This is a genomic window from Candidatus Nealsonbacteria bacterium, from assembly GCA_026396195.1.
In the GTDB taxonomy this organism is placed as follows: domain Bacteria; phylum Patescibacteriota; class Minisyncoccia; order Minisyncoccales; family JAGGXC01; genus JAPLXH01.
The window spans coordinates 89,434-106,453 of the sequence record JAPLXH010000007.1 but is presented as its reverse complement, the minus strand read 5'-3'; the positions used below and the strand labels follow the sequence as shown (position 1 = coordinate 106,453).

Below are 17,020 nucleotides of genomic sequence, written 5' to 3'. Positions count from 1 at the left end.
TCGTTATTAAAAATCAAATTTATTTAACAGCGTCTTTCAGTTGTTTTCCGGCTTTAAATCTGGCAACAGTTCTGGCCGGAATTTTAAGCGCTTCTCCGGTCTGAGGATTCCTTCCGGTTCTGGCTTTTCTTTTAGCAACTAAAAAAGAACCGAATCCGGTTAAAACTACGCCCTTACCGCTCTTTAAAGATTTGGTAATTTCTTCTAAAATTACGTTTAAACATTCTCCGGCGCAAGATTTTGAACATTTGGTTTTTTTAGCTAAAGCTTCAACTATATCTATTTTTGTCATGTTTTTTATTTTTATTTAAAAAGACCGACCTTTATTTGATTTATTTAATTATATCAACTTTACTTGGCGTATTCAATTACCCTGGACTCTCTTATGACAATTACTTTTATTTCACCCGGATACTTTAACTCGGACTGGACTCTTTCGGCGATTTCTTTGGCTAATTTTCTGGCCCTTAAATCATCTATTTCTTCCGGCCTCACAAAAACTCTAATTTCTCGCCCGGCCTGTAAGGCAAAGGCCTTATCAATTCCGCTGAAAGACAAAGCGATTTTTTCCAGAGCTTCCAATCTTTTAATGTAATTTTCTAAAGTATCTTTTCTCGCTCCCGGCCGGCTTCCGGAAATAGCGTCAACAGTTTGGACTATTACGGCTTCCAGGCTTTCATAAGGATATTCTTCGTGGTGAGCCTTCATTGCCTTAACCACTTCCGGCTCCGTATCAAATTTTTCTAAGATTTTTATTCCGATGTCCACGTGAGAACCTTCGATTTGATGGTCAACCGCCTTGCCAATGTCATGAAGGAGACCTGCTTTTTTGGCAATTTGGACGTCAGCCCCCAATTCTGAAGCTAAAGCTCCCGCCAAATTGGCCACTTCAAGCGAATGAATTAAAACGCTTTGACCGTAGCTCTGCCTAAAGTGAAGCCTGCCTAAAAGCTGAATAATTTTAGGGTCCAGACCGATAACACCGACGTCGTAAACTGCCTGCTCGCCGGCTTCTTTTATTTTTTTTGAAATCTCTTCGGTAGCTTTTTCAACCGTATCTTCGATCCTGGCCGGCTGAATCCTTCCATCAGCAATTAATTTTTCTAAAGCAATTTTGGCAATTTGGCGCCTAACAGGGTCGAAACTGGAAATAATTACTGTTTCTGGCGCATCGTCTATTAATAATTCCGTACCGGTTAATTTTTCAAAGGTACGAATATTACGACCTTCTTTTCCGATAATCCGGCCTTTGATTTCTTCGTTAGGAAGACTGACGGTAGTGGTTGTTAACTCTTGCGTTTGGTTAACAGCTATTTTTTGAATAATTGTCGCTAAGATTTCTTTTGCTTTTCTTTGGAATCTTTCTTCCTTTTCGACTTCCAGTTTTTTGATTTTTTCGGTGATCTCTCTTTGATATTCCACTTCCAAACTTTCCATTAATTCTTTTCTGGCCTGAGCCTTGGTTAATCCGGAAATTTTTTCCAGATTTTTAAAAGCTTCTTCTTTTACTTTTTCCAAGCTTACTTTTATATTTCTCAGCTTTTCTACTTTTTGACGGAAATCCTCTTCTTTTGTTTCCATTTCGGAAAGCCTTCGGGTAAGCAAATCTTCCCTCTTTAATAAAAAGTGCTGAGTATTGGAGATTTCTAATCTTTTTTGGTTTTCTTCTTCTTGGGCTTTGGTAATTATTTCTAAGGCTTTTTTGTTGGCCTTAGACAGTATTTCTTCGGTCTCAATTTTAGCCCGAGCAATTTTCTTTTGAAGTTTTTCTTCGATAGAGCCAGCTTCTTTTCTGGCAATTGATTGACGGGCGAAATAGCCCAAAACAGATCCCACTGCCAAAGAAAAAAGACCCAGCCAAAGTGGAATAAATTGATTCATGTTTTAAGTTGAAAGATTGGCAATTAAACATTAAATTCTTTAAATTATAATTAAAAACCAAAATTTCAAGGTTATTTTTAAGCATAATATTATAATAGAAAATTTAAAAATAAATGTCAAAACCAGTTAATTATAAATTAACTGGTTTTTGTTTTTAAAATCAAGGATTAAACCCGAAAAATTCTGGAAACAAAAGCCAGAATCTTTTCAGCAAAACTAACCGGCGAAACTTCTTTCCATACAGGGGGCGCCGGAATAAGAGTTTGAATGGAGATATCCAAAGCCGCAGTCCTAGCTTCTGTTTGGTCGTCTGTAATGGTCAATTTAATTGAATTCAAAGATTTTGACAGGACAATGGAAGACGTTGAATTGTTTTCTGCCTGAACAATGCCATTCAAAGTCCAAGTTCTATTTACAATAAAACTGCCGCCATCCGAAGCAATGGAATGCAAATGAAGGTCAGGAAGATCATCTTTTAAATAAATTACGGTACCGGGCATTTTATTTTTAAATTCTGCATCATCACAGGTTTTCCAATCATCCGGATTCTCAGAATAAGATAAGCAACATTCAAAAGCAGCAATTGCTTCTTGTTTTATTTTTATTGGATGAGAGGTTGTGGCTGACTTGCCTCTTTGATCCGTAACCTTCAGTTCTATATTATAATTTCCAGGATCAGTATCTTGAATAGTAAAAATACAAGCTCCGGGACAATCCATTTGAAAAACAACTGCTCTGCTTACAGCATCTCTTAATTTCCAATTAGAAGCAGCTATGGAATCTCCGGGGTCAGGGTCGATAGACTCATTTATAATTGTGTATATGGCATTACTGCTGTCACCGCCTTGATTGTAAGTTTCCCATGTTCCATTGCATTCGCAACCGCTACCCGCACAATCTACAATGTCGCAAGACATCTTGGCCTCAGGAGCAGTATTATTAATAACATTGCCATCAAAAAGAAACACTTCATATTTTGACTGTTCGCAATTGGCTGCTCCCGTATTATCGCAGTTGAAACTTACCCAGCCCAATACATCTTCTGACCAAGCCCAACCATGGAACTTACCATGGGAATCCATTGATACGCCGTAGGGTTCTGCGGTATCTTGAACAATTCCATTTAATTTCAAACAGCCTCCCGAAAACTTATAAGATAAAACCTTGGCAAAACCAGTCACCTCTCCCGGCGTAGAAGTAAAACGTACTCCTTCAAAATTACAATTATCATCGTCTTTATTAAAGCTTATCCAGCCAATATTTTCTGACCAAGCGTAGCCGGAAAATTCACCAGTTACCTTATCAATGTAAACTCCATAATTTGAAGTTTCACAAGAAAGATGGTCGATACAACTAAAACTTATCCAGCCAGTATTTTCTGACCAAGCGTGACCCAAAACAGCCCAAAAGGCTTCAAAAAATTCATCCATAGAAGCGAATGAAAGCCCTGAATAAGAAAAACTACCATCAGGCAGAGGATAATCATCGCCAGGATCGGGTTCAAATGGAGTACATGGCTCACCTATTTCCATTGGACATGATGGCTGGGCTTTTACTGTTGAATTTTTAAATATATATAAAAAACTATTATCTTTGATATTGTTATTTTCAAATTTTGTGTTTTTTACAAAAAAAACACTTAAAACTATCAGGATTATTAAAAATAATTTCTTTTTCATGTTTTTCATAATTTAAATTTATCGTTTTTATATTATACCATTTTTCATAAAAAAAGAAAAAGCCCTTTTTAAAAAACGGCTTTGGTAAACGAAAAAATAATCAAATCATTCTTTTGTCTTAATCACCTCGTCAAGAATTCCGTAGTCCTTGGCTTCTTGGGCTGAAAGGAAAAAATCTCGGTCAGTGTCTTTTTCAATTTTTTTTAAAGATTGGCCCGTATGATTGGAAAGAATTTTATTAAGCCTTTCTCTTATTCTTAAAATGTGTTTTGACCAAATTTCCACGTCAACCGCTTGGCCGGATGCTTTTCCCATTACCTGATGCAAAAGAATCTCGGAATTAGGCAGGGCATATCTTTTCCCCTTGGTTCCGGCGGCCAACAAAAGCGCGGCTCCCGAAGCAGCTTGGCCCAAGCAAAAAGTGGAAACATCGCACTTAACATATTGCATGGTGTCATAAATCGCCAAGGCCGAGGTTACCACTCCTCCGGGACTATTAATGTAAAGGCTGATATCTCTTTTTGGGTCTCTCGAGGCCAAAAATAAAAGCTGGGCAATGACTAAATTAGCCGATTCATCAACAATGGGGCCGGTAAGCAAAATAACTCTTTCTTTTAAAAGCCTGGAATAAATGTCATATGCTCTTTCTCCAAATTGAGATTTTTCTACGACAATTGGAATTAAAGACATGATACGGTATTTAACTTAGCTTTGAAAGATTTTCCAAGAATTGAAAAACTTTTTCGTTTTTAATTCTATCTTCAGTATAATGTTTAATTTTTTCCAAATCAAGATTTTTTTCCATAAAGCCGGCTTCGGGATATTGTTTTAAATTTTCTTCAATTTCTCGGTTAACTTCGCCTTCTGAAACTTCGATTTTTTCTTTTTCAAAAATTTTTCTCAAAATCAAAAAGTTTTTTATATTTTTTTCAGCTAATCTCAAAAATGAATCCTTTATTTCTATTTCGTTTTTCTGGTTACTTTTCAGATAATCTTCAAAAAAAATTCCGGCGTTTTGAGAAAAGCTCATTTTAAAATCTTGGAACAATCTTTCTCTTTCTTGTTCTATTAAGCTTTCCGGCAAATCCCATTTTATCAAATCAGCTATTTTTTCTAAAATTTCCGTCCGGTGCCTCTCTTTTTCTTTTACGCTTTTTTCCATTTTAATGCCTTCTCTTAAGTTTTTTTTCAAAGCAGCTAAGTTTTCAAATTTACCCAGGCTCTTGGCAAATTCATCATTAAGCTCGGGCAATTCCATTTTAAAAATTGATTTCATTTTTACCCTAAAACTGACTTCTTTGCCGGCTATCTCTTTTTTGATATTGTTTTTATCTAAAATCAAGGAAAATTCTTTTTCTTCACCAGCCTTCATGCCTTCCAGTTTTTCTTCGAATCCTTTAATAAAATGGCCTTGTCCTAATAAAAAAGAGTCTTTCTTTTTGGCGCCTCCCTCGATTTGCAAGGAAGAATATTCAATCTCAACAAAATCTCCATTTTGCGCTTCCCGGTCAAGAGCTATAAGTTTGGCCCGGGACTTCAAAATCCAATCCATGGCATCTTTAACCTCTTTTTCTTCTATTGAAATTTCTTTTTCTTTGCAGGCAGCGGCAATTTTTTTATAATCAGGCAAGTCGTCAACGCCAGGCAAAACTGAAACTTTAGCTTTAAAAATAAAAAGGTTGGATTTAGCGATTTTTAGAATTTCTATTTCCGCTTTTTCAATTATTTCCAATTTTTCTTTTTCAACTGTTTCAAAGTAGCTTTCCCTGATTGCCAATTGGGCGGCTTGATTCAAAATTTCGGCCTGGCTGATTTCTTTTTCAATAATTTCCAAAGGCACCTTGCCCTTCCTGAATCCTTTCATTTCGATTTTTTCTTTTAAATTCAGAATTGCTTTTTTATAATATTCATCAAACTCTGAGGGAGAAAGAGTAATCTCAATTTCTATTTTTGATTTTGGCAATTTTTTAATTGACGTTTCCATAAAATTTGTTAAGCTTAGAGGGCTGTTAAAAGGAGATGGATTTTGGTGTTTGAAGAATTAATAGGATTTATATTGATGGTTATTAACGGTTGGGCGGCTGCAATCTACTGGAAGCTTCAGGGAATTCCTTTTTGGCAAGCAACAGTAACTTTGACAATCTATTGGTCTTTCACTCTTTTATTGACTTACCAACTGACAGGCGGCGCAATTGGTCTTTTAAAAAAATGGGAACCTTTTAAGGTTCTTTTAGAAAAAATTTCAGAGAAAATAAAAAAAATCAAATGGCTCGATTCAATCAAAGAAAAAAGAGAAAAAATGATAAATTGGCTGATAAAAAGAAGCGGGCTGGCTATTTCAATTTTAACTTTTATTCCTCTTTTGCCCGAACTTCCGACAGCAACGATTATTGCGGCCAGAACTATCAAAATGAAAGGCGCTTTAATTATTTTGCTTTTAGGTAACGCGTTCCGCGTCTTTGTTCTTTGTTATGCAGTATACTGGGGCCTCGGATTTCTAAACCATTAAAGCGTGAAATTTTCACGCTTTTTTTTATTTTTTATAAGATGCTATTCCTTCTTTTATCAACTTTTTAGCTTTTTCTGATCCTTCCCAGCCTTTTACTTTAACGTATTTATATTTTTCTTTTTCAAGCTTTTTGTAATCAGCGAAGTATATCTCAATTTCATCTTTTAAATGTTGACCTACGTCTTTTATGTCCCTAATTTCTTTAAATCTAGGGTCAACTTTATCATCAGGAACTGCAATAATTTTACTGTCCTCTCCTTCCTCGTCTTCCATCAGAAGCAACCCTATTGGCCTTGATTTAATAAGACAACCCGGAAAAGTAGAATGGGTTACCAAAAGTATAACGTCTAAAGCATCTCCGTCTCCGGATTCTGTTTGAGGAATAAAACCGTACTCAAAGGGAGTAGAAAAAGGAGAATAACAAGTCCTGTCTAATTTAAAAAATCCTTCTTTTTCGTATTCAATCTTGTTTTTCGATCCTTTTATATTCTCTACGATAACATTTATATTTTCCGGAGGATTTTCTCCCGCCGGAATATCTTTAAAAAGATTTATCATATTTTTAAAAATTAATTTATTTTTTTTCTTTTTTTGTTTCTTTTTTTGGTCTTTCCTCGCCCTCCGACTTGACCTTCGTAGCCGAATCTACTTCGGCGGAGGAGGGTTCTTTTTTTGGCTCTTTTTTTTCTGAGGTTTTTTCTTTTTCTAACTCTTCGGTCGGTTCTTCCGGAGAAGTTTCTGATTTTACGTCTATTTTCCAGCCGGTAAGCTTGGCTGCCAATCTGACATTTTGGCCGTTCTTACCTATGGCCAAAGATAATTGGTCTTCCGGTACCAATGCTTGGGCGGTATTCTTTGCTCCGATTTTTACTGCGGAAACCTTAGCCGGAGCCAGGGAATTAGCAATAAATTTTTCTGGATTTTCCGCCCATTCAATCACGTCAATTTTTTCTCCGCCTAATTCGTTTATCACTGCCATTACTCTGGTTCCCCTTTGGCCCACTACTGAACCTATTGGGTCAATTCCTTTGTCAGTAGCTGATACCGCAATTTTTGACCTAGACCCGGCCTCTCTGGCAATTGATTTAATTTCTACCTGACCTGAAGAAATTTCAGGTACCTCTAATTCAAAAAGCTTGGAAACTAATTTTGGATAAACCCGAGAAACAAAAACTAAGGGACCCTTTGAGGTTTCCTCTACTTTTAATAAATAAACTTTCAGTCTTTGAGAAATTCTGTAAAATTCTCCTATAACCTGCTCCTCCAGAGGCAAAACGCCCACGGTTTTTCCAAGATTCAAATAAATCGTTTTTCCTTCAATCCGTTGAATAATCCCGGAAATAATTTCTCCTTCTTTTTTTCTAAATTCATCCAAAACCGTGTCTCTTTCCGCCTCTTTTATTCTTTGTAAAATCACTTGTTTGGCAGTCTGGGCGGCAATTCTGCCGTAATCTTCCTGGGTTTTTAAAAGAATTTTTAATTCTTCGCCAACTTTAATTTTAGAATCCGTTTTCTCGGCTTCCTCTATCATAATATGACGTTCCGGATTAAATTTTACTTTCTTTTCTTTCGGCTCTCCTTCTTTTTCTTCAAATTCTTCTTTATTTTCGGCCTTCATTTTTTCCAGCTCTTCGTCAGTAAGAAGCATTCCTTGGTCAACAACCAATTTAACCTGCCAAAATTTAACCTCGCCGGTTTTTTGATTAAGCTTGGCTTCAATTTTTTGTCCCTTCTGTCCGTAATCTTTTTTATAAGCCGCAGCTATTGCCTGCTCGATAATCTCAAATACTTTTTCTTCAGCAATGCCTTTTTCTTCGGCAATTTGAGCAATGGCGGAAGCAAAAATTTTAATATCCATATTTTAAAAAAGGTCCCCTTTCGCGGACAACCTTTAAATTTATATTAGTTTAGCAAAATAAAACATACTGGTCAACTTCTTAATAAATATTACATGAAAATCGAAGAGTGTTTATCTATCCGTAGTCCCGACACGGTCGGGACGAAGGAGGATCAAACAACTGCATTCTTAAAGTGTTTAATTTTTGCCTTTCTTGTTTCAAAATTAATGACAATAGACAAAACATCAACCTGCCATTTAATTTCAGAAAAAAGTTTTTTCTCTAAAATATAACTTTGGGCTGTTTTTATTATTTTTCTTTGTTTTTGATAATTAACTTTATCCTCGGGATTAAAATACTCGCCCTGATTTTTTCGAAAGGCTTGCCCTGCTTGTCCTGAATCGAATTGAAGGGAGCGAAGTCGAAGGGTCTTTACTTCAACAAAAATAATTACATCTTCTTTTTTGGTTATAAGGTCGATTTCTCCAATATTTAAACCTGTAACAAAACTTGGAGAATAATTTTTCTCCAAAATTTTATAACCTTTTTTCCTTAAATAATTTTCCGCAATTTTTTCTCCCAGAATTCCGATTTCTTTTGAAGACATGATATTATGGACCCGGCGGGAATTGAACCCGCATTCCTACAATGCGAATGTAGTGTTCTGCCGTTAAACTACAGGCCCGTTCTTGTCGGGGTGCTGGGAATTGAACCCAGACCGCAGAGTCCCGAACCCTGCATACTGCCGTTATACTACACCCCGATTTTTAAAATTTAAAAGTGAAGAAAATAATTTTAGTGACTATCCGCAGGCAAATTGCATGGTCAAGCACATAAATTTTTATGTGCTTGAATTTGTCGAGGAACTAAGCTTGCATCCCGCTGGGATGCAGAGCGTGTCTCTAAAATTATTTCCTGAACTACGTCACCCAATATTTCTTCTTTGTCATCTCATCTCTTTTCATTTCTATTTTTTCTCTTTCTTCTCTGGCTTTTTCGGTCAAGTTTTTTAATTCTTTTTCCGATAATTTTCCTAATTTTTCAGTTTCTTTTTTTAAAATTTCTTTTTTATTTTTATCCGGATTCTCCAAAACTTCGCCCAACAAAACATCAAGAATCATTCCGATTTTGGGACCCGGTTCGATTTTTAAAATTTCCATTATATCGTTGCCCGAAATTTTTAAATTCTTGACCGAAATCGAATCCTGGGCAGTTTTCTCAATAACATATTTTAAATAACGTAATTTATAAGGTTCCGCTTTCGGACAACCGGAGCCGATTCTATCGGACAATCTGACTTGCAATAATTCTTCCATATTTTCCGGCCCAACTTGTCTGACCAATCTTCTGACCGAGCTTTCACCGACTTCGTCCGGATGATAATAAAACAAATGATATCTTACCAGTTTTACGATTTTTTCAATATCTTTTTGGAAAACTTAAGGCAATCTAATATCTGACAAGTCATTTTAGCGCCTACTATTTCATGGTTATAAAAAGTAGAATTTTGCCCTTCTCCTTTTTTAACCCGGGGCTTTCCAATATCATGAAGCAAAGTTGCCATTCTTACATATTTATTAAAATTTTTCTTGGCCGCGTATCTCAAAGAAAGCAAAGAATGTTTATAAACTTCATAAACATGGTGTTTGTTTTGAGAAACCCCGTGTCCTTCTTCAAGTTCCGGAATAATATATTTTAAAAGATTTAATTCTCTCAACAATTCAACTCCTTGGTCCGCATTTTCCGACATAATAATTTTCATAAATTCATCCCTTATTCTTTCTTTGGATATGGCTTTTAATAAATGAGAATTATTATTTATGGCTTTTGCGGTCTCGGACTCTATCTCAAAACCTAAAGTCGTTGCAAATCTTACAGCCCTCATCATTCTTAAAGCATCTTCAGAAAATCGGTCTTGGGGACTGCCCACTGCCCGGATAATTTTATTTTTTAAATCTTTTTCTCCGTCAAAAGGGTCAATAATTTTTGTTTCTGATTTTTTATTTTCTCCGCCAACCCCCATTGCGATGGCATTTATGGTAAAATCTCTCCTGGACAAATCCTGTTCAATTCTTTGCGCCCAAATAACTTTATCGGGATGACGCTTGTCGCTATATTTTTCATCAATGCGATAAGGGGTAATTTCAACTTCTGCCAAGCTTTCATCTTTGGAACCGGTCAAAACAATCACCGTGCCGAATTTATTGTCGGAATAACTTTTTAAAAATATTTTTTTAATTTCTTCGGGTTTCGCATTGGTAGCTATGTCCCAATCTCGGGGCTTTATTTTTCTCCCTCCTTCGCTTTCGCTTCGACGGGCAAGCAAAAAATCGCGAACGCAGCCTCCAACAATATAGGCTTCAAACTCTTTATTTTCCAATTCTTTTATGATAGATTGGACTTCTTTAGGAATTTCCATTTCGTTTTCATCTTAATCTAGAAATTTATTTTTTTCAATCTTTTTTCTGAATCTTGCCGAAAATCAACACATCTGGTACAATATTATTGAGATTAAGCCCTCGTGGTGTAACGGACAACATCTTTGTCTTCGGAACAAAAGATAGGGGTTCGAATCCTCTCGAGGGCATTAAAAATATGAAAAATTTATTTAAAATTTCAAATTTGTTTATTTTATTTTTTTTCATAAGCTGGCTCTTTGTTCCTTCTATTATTTCAGCAACTAATAGTTATACAATTACAGATCGTTCCGTAGATCCTGCTAAAGTTTATAAAATCACCTATGACGGGCTGAACCCTTGCGGAAAATGTTGCGCTACAAACATCCTGTGGGCTGCTTCCGTGGTTGGAGAGTGTAACCAAAAAACAGCGGGCGGAGATCCAGTGCCAATAGGGACTCTAATTTCTCGCAAATGGATTCCTTGTACTATTTGTCATTTCTTTGTTATGGCGGATGGCATACTTGATTTAATTTTAATTAAAATTGTTCCTGCGATTGCTGTTTTAATATTTACGATTGGAGGGTTTTCTTTGTATCAAGCAGGACAAAATCCTCAAAAAACCAGTTTCGCAAAAAAAATTCTTACATCGGCGACAATAGGCCTTGTATTGATTTATGGATCATGGCTGATTATAAACACTATTCTTGTTTCTATTAAAGTAAGCGAATGGACCGGGCTGGTAGACAATCCCGCAACACCAGAAAAAGAAGGATGGTTTCAAGTTAAATGCGACATAAGAAGATTTTAACCGCCCTCATAACTCAACCGGTAGAGTAACTGCCTCTTAAGCAGTGAGTTGCAGGTTCGAGTCCTGCTGGGGGCATAAATTAAAATCAAAAGAAAGGTAAGACACCTTTTTTGTTTTTAATTTTTGAGGTAAAATAAAAAAATAAATTAAATAAAAAAATATGTTAAAAAAAGAAGACAAAGAAAAACTGATTAAAAAACATCAGCAGCACGAAAAAGATACCGGTTCTTCGGAAGTCCAGATAGCTTTGCTTAGCGAAGAGATAAGCGAGCTGTTGCTTCATTTGAAAAAAAATCCAAAAGATTTTCATTCAAAAAAAGGGCTTCTGAAAATGGTATCCAAAAGAAAAAGCCTTTTGGGCTACTTAAAAAAGGCTGATGAAAAAAAATACAATTCTTTAATTAAAAAAATAGGATTAAAGAAATAATTTTTCCGCTAAAAACGGAAATAAAAATATATGGCAATAAAACCGATTGAACAAAGAGTGGAAGCACTCATTGATGTTCAAAACCTTTATCATTCGGCTAAAAATCTTTACAAATCCAAGGTTAATTTCAGGGAAATTCTCAAAACAGCGATAGCCGGCCGGAAGTTTATCAGGGCTTTCGCTTATGTGGTAAAAACAAAAACAGGCGAAGAAAAACCTTTTTTTGAAGCCTTAACCAAGTTGGGAATTGAAATGAGAGTAAAAGATTTACAAGAATTTTACGACGGAATGAAAAAAGCCGATTGGGACGTCGGGATAGTTATTGACGCCGTAAGAACCGCCCAAAGCTTGGATGTAATTGTGCTCTGCTCGGGAGACGGGGATTTTTTTCCTTTAGTCGAATATTTAAAAAATCAGGGCAAAAGAGTTGAGGTTTTAGCTTTCGGTAAAACCACTTCCTCTAAATTAAAAGAAGCAGCCGATGAATTTATAGACCTGGATAAAACTCCCAGTAAATACTTATTAAAAGATTAAAAAAAATAAAAAATGGAAACTAAAAATTACAAATTAGAATTAGGGGGACGAGATTTAATCGTTCAAATTAGAAATTTAGCTGAAAAAGCCAACGGTGAAGTTTTAGTAAGATACGGCGATACTTTGGTTTTGGCAACCTGCGTTATGGCAAAATCAAAAAGCGACCAAATCGATTTTTTCCCGCTAAGCGTAAATTACGAAGAAAGATATTATGCGTCCGGAAAAATAAAGGGGTCGAGATATATGAAAAGAGAAGGAAAACCGTCCGATGAGGCAATTTTATCTTCCAGATTGATTGACCGTGTCATCAGGCCTTTGTTCCCCAACAATCTTTATCGAGAAATTCAAGTTATTACCACCTGCCTAGCCTGGGACGGAGAGAATAATCCCGATATGGTCAGCTTGATTGCCGCCTCCATAGCCCTTTCAATTTCCGATATCCCCTGGTCAGGCCCTATTGGCGCCATCAGAATAGGAAAAATAAACGATGGCTTTGTTTTAAACCCGACCTGTGGACAAAAAGAAGAATCAAAAATTGAATTAGTTTTAGCCGGCACCAAAAAAGATAATCGAGTTTTAATTAACATGATTGAGTGCCGGGCTGACGAGTCTGACGAAGAAACAATTTTAAAAGCAACCGAATTCGGAGAAGATTATCTTAAAAAATTAATAGATTTCCAAAAAGAAATTTCGACGCAATCGGGCAAAGAAAAAGTTTTAATTGAAAGCTTTAAAGATGAAAAACTGGAAAAAGAAGTCGGACATTGGCTTTCTGATAAATTAGAAAAAAATCTATATTCATCGCCCAATTCCTCACAAGAAGGTAGGATGAGCGACCTTAAAGAAGAACTGATTAATTTTGTAAAGGAGAAACACGAAGAACCGGAAAAAATCAGGCTTGCAAGTGAAATATTTTATAAAGAAATTGAAAATTTAGTCCATAAAAACATACTTGAAAAAGAAAAAAGAGTCGATGGCCGAAAATTAGACGAATTAAGGTTCATTGATGCTGAAGTCGGATTGGTGCCTAGAAGCCACGGCTGCGGTCTTTTTGTCCGAGGACAAACGAAAGCTCTCTCTATTTTAACCTTGGGAAGTCCGGGAGACCAACAATTGATTGAAGGGATGGAAATCGTGGGCAAAAAAAAATTCATGCATCATTATAATTTTCCCCCTTATTGCTCAGGCGAAGTAAAACCGATAAGAAGTCCCGGCCGGAGAGAAATAGGACACGGCATGTTGGCTGAAAAAGCCCTTTTCCCTCTTATCCCAAGTTTTGATGATTTTCCTTATACAATAAGAATAGTCTCTGAAATTCTTTCTTCCAACGGTTCCTCCTCGATGGCTTCGGTTTGTTCTTCTTCCTTGGCTTTAATGGATGCGGGAGTTCCGATAAAAAAACCCGCTGCAGGAATCGCGCTGGGATTAATGAGCGACGGAAAGGGTAACTACAAAATATTAACCGATATCCAAGGGCCCGAAGACCATTACGGCGATATGGACCTAAAAGTAGCCGGGACAAAAGAAGGAATTACTGCGATTCAGATGGACGTAAAAATTACAGGAATAAATAAACAAATTTTAGCCGAGGCTTTAGTCAGGGGAAAGTTAGCAAGATTGGAAATTTTAAAAAAAATTCAGGAAATTCTCCCTGCTCCCAGAGAAAGTCTTTCCTCTTGGGCCCCAAGAGTTTATGTTTTGCAAATAAATCCTGAAAAAATTGGGGACGTTATAGGCCCGGGCGGAAAAATAATAAGAAAAATCACCGAGGAATATGAAGTAAATATTGATATTGAAGAAGACGGAAAAATTTTTATAACAGCCGAGAAAGAAGAAAACGGCAAAAAAGCAACAGCTCTAATAAAAAACATGACCCGAGAAGTAAAAATAGGAGAAACCTTTGAGGGAAGAGTCAAAAAAATAATGGATTTCGGGGCTTTTGTAGAAATTTTCCCGGGCCAAGAAGGACTAATCCATATTTCCAAACTCAGGACAAAAATTCTAAAAGCCGGGGATTCAGTTTGGGTAAAAGTAACCAATGTTGATGACCAAGGAAGAGTTGATTTATCTTTGTTCAAGCCGTTAAAATAATAATTAAAATTTTATTTTAAAAAATTCTTTTAATAATGCTAAAAGAAGATTTTCAAGAAGAAAATAGCGAAGATATTGATTTTATAAAGATGAAGGACATTGTGACGATGAAGAAAGACATCGAAAAGATTAAGATTGAACAATCCCAAGAAGAATTAAAAAGAATGGCTGACTTGGGCACTACTAAAAGAAGAGATGAAGACCTTAAAAAAACCGCCATCAAAGATGAAAAAAGAAAAAAAATAGAGATGGAAGAAGAAAGACGGAAAGAGGAATTAGAAAAAAAACAAAAAGAAATAATAAAAAGACGGGAAGAACTAGGAAAAATTGAGAATGAAAAAAGACAAAAAGAGGAACTAAAAAAACAAGGAGCGATAAAAACCCAGGAAGAATTAAGAAAAAAAGAAGAAGAAAGAAGGATAGAAGAACAAAGAAATAAAGAAGAGCTTATTAGGCTGGAAAACGAAAAAAAACAACAAGAATTTTTGAAAAAACAAGCCGAGGAAAGAAAAAAAATCGAGGAATTTAAAAAACCCGAGGAAGAAATAAAAAAACAAGAAGAGGTTCTAAACAAGAGATTTAATGAAGAAAGAATAAAAATAGAAGAACAAAGGAAAAGAGAAGAAGAGGCTTGGAGAGAAAAAGAAAGAAAAAGACAGGAAGAATTGATAAAAAGAAATGAAGAAAGAAAGAAACAGGAAGAAGAAATAAAAAGAAAAGAAGCTGAAGAATTAAGAAAAAAACAGGAAGAAGGAGAAAAAAGAAAATCAAAAATATTTAAAAGAGAAGAACTCAAAAAAGAAAGGGTTCAAATCGAAGAAAAACTCGTTTTTTTGGCTTTGCAAAAACAAAAATTAGAAATAGCAAAGAATAATTTCTTAAATCAATTTGAAGAAATTAAAAAAAGACTGAAGCAAGTTTCAAGCAAAGAAGCCAAAACAGAAAAGGATGTAAAAGAATTGGACAAAAAAGGAAAGGAAGCCATTTCCATTGAAGAAAAACAGCAAATAGCCGTCCAAAGATGGCAATTTGATAAAGAAAGAAGAAAAATCGAAGAAAAAAGATGGGAAACGGAAGACAAAATGCAAAACACAGAAGACCAAATAAACAATTGCGAAAGAGAATCTGTTAAAATTTTAAAATTAGAAAAAGACCTCCAAGAAAGAAAAAATGAAATTATAAGGCAAGAAGAATTTTTAAACTTGGGAGACAAATTAAAAAAATTAGAAAAAAAGCTTGAAGAAACAACGAGGGAAAAAATTCCTTTGGAAGAAAAATTATCGGAAATAAAAAAGACAAAAGATAAAATTATTGCCTATTTAAAGGAGTTAACGACAAAAGAAGAAGAGATTGAAAATAAAATAAACGAGTTGGGAATAGACGAAGAAAGCGCCGTACTTTTTGACGAAAAAAGAAAAATTGAAAAAGAAAGATGGAAAGTGGAAGATGAAAGAGAAAAAATTGAAAAAAATAAATGGCATTTAAACGAAGGAAAACAAAAAATAGAAAAAGAAGAAAAAGAAATTGCCCTGCTTTATCAGGAATTATTGAAAAAATTAGAAAAATTAAAAAAAGAGCTGAAAGAAACTTACGATTTATTAGGAAAGGAGCCTGAAGGGCCCAAAGAGGATGAAAAAAAAGAATTGGAAAAAATAAAAGCAGAAGACGAAAGAAGAAGTCAAGAAGAAGAAAACAAAAAGCAAGAAGAATTAAAAAGAAAACAAGAAGAACAGCTTAAAAAACAAACCGAACAAGAAGAAGTAAAAAGCTTCGAAGAAGAGAGGGACGAAGAATTAAAAATCATCGGAGAAAGAGAAAAAATAAAACAAAAAGAAAAAAGACTTCAGGAAGAGTTGGACCTGTTAAAACAACCGTCTTATGAATCGGAAATTTTCAAAAAAGGAGCGGAAATTGAAAGAATCAAAAAAGAAATGGAGGAACAAGAAAGAATTCCCGAACCCCAAATTAAGGAAAAACCGAAGGAAAAAATAGAAAAAAAGGAAGTCTTAAAAAGAAAAGACTTGCCTAGAAAACATTCCTTGTTATATAAAATTATGATTAGGGTCTTTATAATTTTGCTTATCCTGAGTTTAATTATGTTTGTCCTGTTCTGGTACTGGGGCCTGAAAGAAAAACTTATTCCTTTTTTCTCTAACCTATCACAAATTAAAATATTGACTGAAGAAAAAATACAACCTACAACAAATGAAGAAACAACCGAAAAAACGCAACCGGCAACCGACAGCGAAGAAATAACTGAAAAAATAACTTTGGAAATTCCCGATTCCCTTTTTCCCATTGAAGAAAAACAAATATTTGAAGTGACAACAAAAGAAGAAATTAGAGAATATTTGGCTGATTCTCTTGGAGCAGAATGGAAAATTAATTCTTTCGTCAGGATTTTAATAGAGAATAAAGAAAAAAATCAAATAATCTCTTTAAAAGATTTTTTGGAAGCTTTCCAGATTAAAAACATTGAATCTTTTTATCAGGAAGTAGAAGAAAACTTCACTCTTTTTATTTTTATCAATGAAAAAAAAGAGCCAAGAATCGGTTTTGCGGTTAAAACGAAAGATGAAGAAGGTTTAAAAATTTTTCTAAAAAACTGGGAAAAAACAATGGAAATTGACTTTGATTCTTTTTTTGCTTTAATGGGAAAAAAAGAAAAAGCAATCTCTCTTGTTTTCAAAGAATCTTCCTATAAAAATTTAAGCTTCAGATATCAAGATTTTACCAAGGAAAATCTCGGCCTTTGCTATTTGGTTTCCAAGGATTTTTTTATCTTAACCAGCTCCGGAGAAACTCTTTTTAAAACGATTGACAAAATAAAAGATTAAATTATTATTAAAAAAAT

Annotated in this window: 16 protein-coding genes and 4 tRNA genes; 8 read left to right on the top strand and 12 right to left on the bottom strand. The window is 35.0% G+C overall.

Annotated elements, in window-relative coordinates; all coding sequences use genetic code 11:
* Positions 1-19: 19 nt before the first annotated feature.
* The 5 genes from NTU58_02980 to tig form a co-directional block, all read right to left on the bottom strand.
* Entirely contained in the window at positions 20-292 is a 273-nt protein-coding gene (locus NTU58_02980) for an HU family DNA-binding protein (GenBank protein ID MCX6764646.1), read from the bottom strand.
* Between the two features lie 59 nt (positions 293-351).
* On the bottom strand, positions 352-1,881 hold the full coding sequence (gene rny / locus NTU58_02975; protein ID MCX6764645.1) for a ribonuclease Y: 1,530 nt from the start codon (positions 1,879-1,881) through the stop codon (positions 352-354).
* A gap of 167 nt (positions 1,882-2,048) precedes the next feature.
* Positions 2,049-3,569, bottom strand: coding sequence for a hypothetical protein (locus NTU58_02970; GenBank protein ID MCX6764644.1), 1,521 nt, complete (start codon positions 3,567-3,569; stop codon positions 2,049-2,051).
* A 96-nt stretch (positions 3,570-3,665) separates the two neighbouring features.
* Positions 3,666-4,250: an ATP-dependent Clp protease proteolytic subunit gene (locus NTU58_02965; GenBank protein ID MCX6764643.1), complete on the bottom strand. Its 585-nt coding sequence runs from the start codon at positions 4,248-4,250 to the stop codon at positions 3,666-3,668.
* A 10-nt stretch (positions 4,251-4,260) separates the two neighbouring features.
* Positions 4,261-5,544 (bottom strand): trigger factor, encoded by a 1,284-nt coding sequence (gene tig, locus NTU58_02960; protein MCX6764642.1) that lies wholly within the window; start codon positions 5,542-5,544, stop codon positions 4,261-4,263.
* Positions 5,545-5,586: 42 nt separating this feature from the next.
* Between tig and NTU58_02955 the strand changes: the two genes are divergently transcribed.
* A complete protein-coding gene (locus tag NTU58_02955) occupies positions 5,587-6,069 on the top strand; it encodes a hypothetical protein (GenBank protein ID MCX6764641.1) in 483 nt (160 codons plus the stop codon).
* Positions 6,070-6,093: 24 nt separating this feature from the next.
* Here NTU58_02955 and NTU58_02950 read toward each other — a convergent pair whose 3' ends face one another.
* From NTU58_02950 to NTU58_02920, 7 genes are all read right to left on the bottom strand, one after another.
* Complete coding sequence (locus NTU58_02950; GenBank protein MCX6764640.1) at positions 6,094-6,627, bottom strand: inorganic diphosphatase; 534 nt, start codon at positions 6,625-6,627, stop codon at positions 6,094-6,096.
* Positions 6,628-6,643: 16 nt separating this feature from the next.
* Positions 6,644-7,927, bottom strand: a complete 1,284-nt coding sequence (gene nusA / locus NTU58_02945) for a transcription termination factor NusA (GenBank protein ID MCX6764639.1) — start codon at positions 7,925-7,927, stop codon at positions 6,644-6,646.
* A 152-nt stretch (positions 7,928-8,079) separates the two neighbouring features.
* Positions 8,080-8,514 carry a YraN family protein gene (locus NTU58_02940; protein ID MCX6764638.1) on the bottom strand — a complete coding sequence of 145 codons (435 nt, stop codon included), beginning with the start codon at positions 8,512-8,514 and terminating at the stop codon, positions 8,080-8,082.
* 7 nt (positions 8,515-8,521) lie between these two features.
* A tRNA-Ala gene (locus NTU58_02935) sits at positions 8,522-8,592 on the bottom strand.
* Between the two features lie 7 nt (positions 8,593-8,599).
* A tRNA-Pro gene (locus NTU58_02930) sits at positions 8,600-8,670 on the bottom strand.
* 157 nt (positions 8,671-8,827) lie between these two features.
* A complete protein-coding gene (locus tag NTU58_02925) occupies positions 8,828-9,298 on the bottom strand; it encodes a hypothetical protein (GenBank protein MCX6764637.1) in 471 nt (156 codons plus the stop codon).
* Positions 9,299-9,315: 17 nt separating this feature from the next.
* Positions 9,316-10,326 carry an HDIG domain-containing protein gene (locus tag NTU58_02920; GenBank protein MCX6764636.1) on the bottom strand — a complete coding sequence of 337 codons (1,011 nt, stop codon included), beginning with the start codon at positions 10,324-10,326 and terminating at the stop codon, positions 9,316-9,318.
* 96 nt (positions 10,327-10,422) lie between these two features.
* Here NTU58_02920 and NTU58_02915 point away from each other — a divergent pair.
* The 7 genes from NTU58_02915 to NTU58_02885 all read left to right on the top strand — a co-directional run bounded on the left by NTU58_02915 (position 10,423) and on the right by NTU58_02885 (position 17,003).
* A tRNA-Arg gene (locus NTU58_02915) sits at positions 10,423-10,494 on the top strand.
* 8 nt (positions 10,495-10,502) lie between these two features.
* Positions 10,503-11,114, top strand: a complete 612-nt coding sequence (locus NTU58_02910; GenBank protein MCX6764635.1) for a hypothetical protein — start codon at positions 10,503-10,505, stop codon at positions 11,112-11,114.
* 2 nt (positions 11,115-11,116) lie between these two features.
* Positions 11,117-11,189 (top strand) — tRNA-Lys (locus NTU58_02905).
* 85 nt (positions 11,190-11,274) lie between these two features.
* On the top strand, positions 11,275-11,541 hold the full coding sequence (gene rpsO / locus NTU58_02900; GenBank protein MCX6764634.1) for a 30S ribosomal protein S15: 267 nt from the start codon (positions 11,275-11,277) through the stop codon (positions 11,539-11,541).
* A 30-nt stretch (positions 11,542-11,571) separates the two neighbouring features.
* On the top strand, positions 11,572-12,075 hold the full coding sequence (locus tag NTU58_02895) for an NYN domain-containing protein (GenBank protein ID MCX6764633.1): 504 nt from the start codon (positions 11,572-11,574) through the stop codon (positions 12,073-12,075).
* A gap of 12 nt (positions 12,076-12,087) precedes the next feature.
* Positions 12,088-14,166: a polyribonucleotide nucleotidyltransferase gene (pnp, locus tag NTU58_02890; protein ID MCX6764632.1), complete on the top strand. Its 2,079-nt coding sequence runs from the start codon at positions 12,088-12,090 to the stop codon at positions 14,164-14,166.
* A gap of 35 nt (positions 14,167-14,201) precedes the next feature.
* Entirely contained in the window at positions 14,202-17,003 is a 2,802-nt protein-coding gene (locus NTU58_02885) for a hypothetical protein (protein ID MCX6764631.1), read from the top strand.
* The last annotated feature ends 17 nt before the right edge of the window (positions 17,004-17,020 follow it).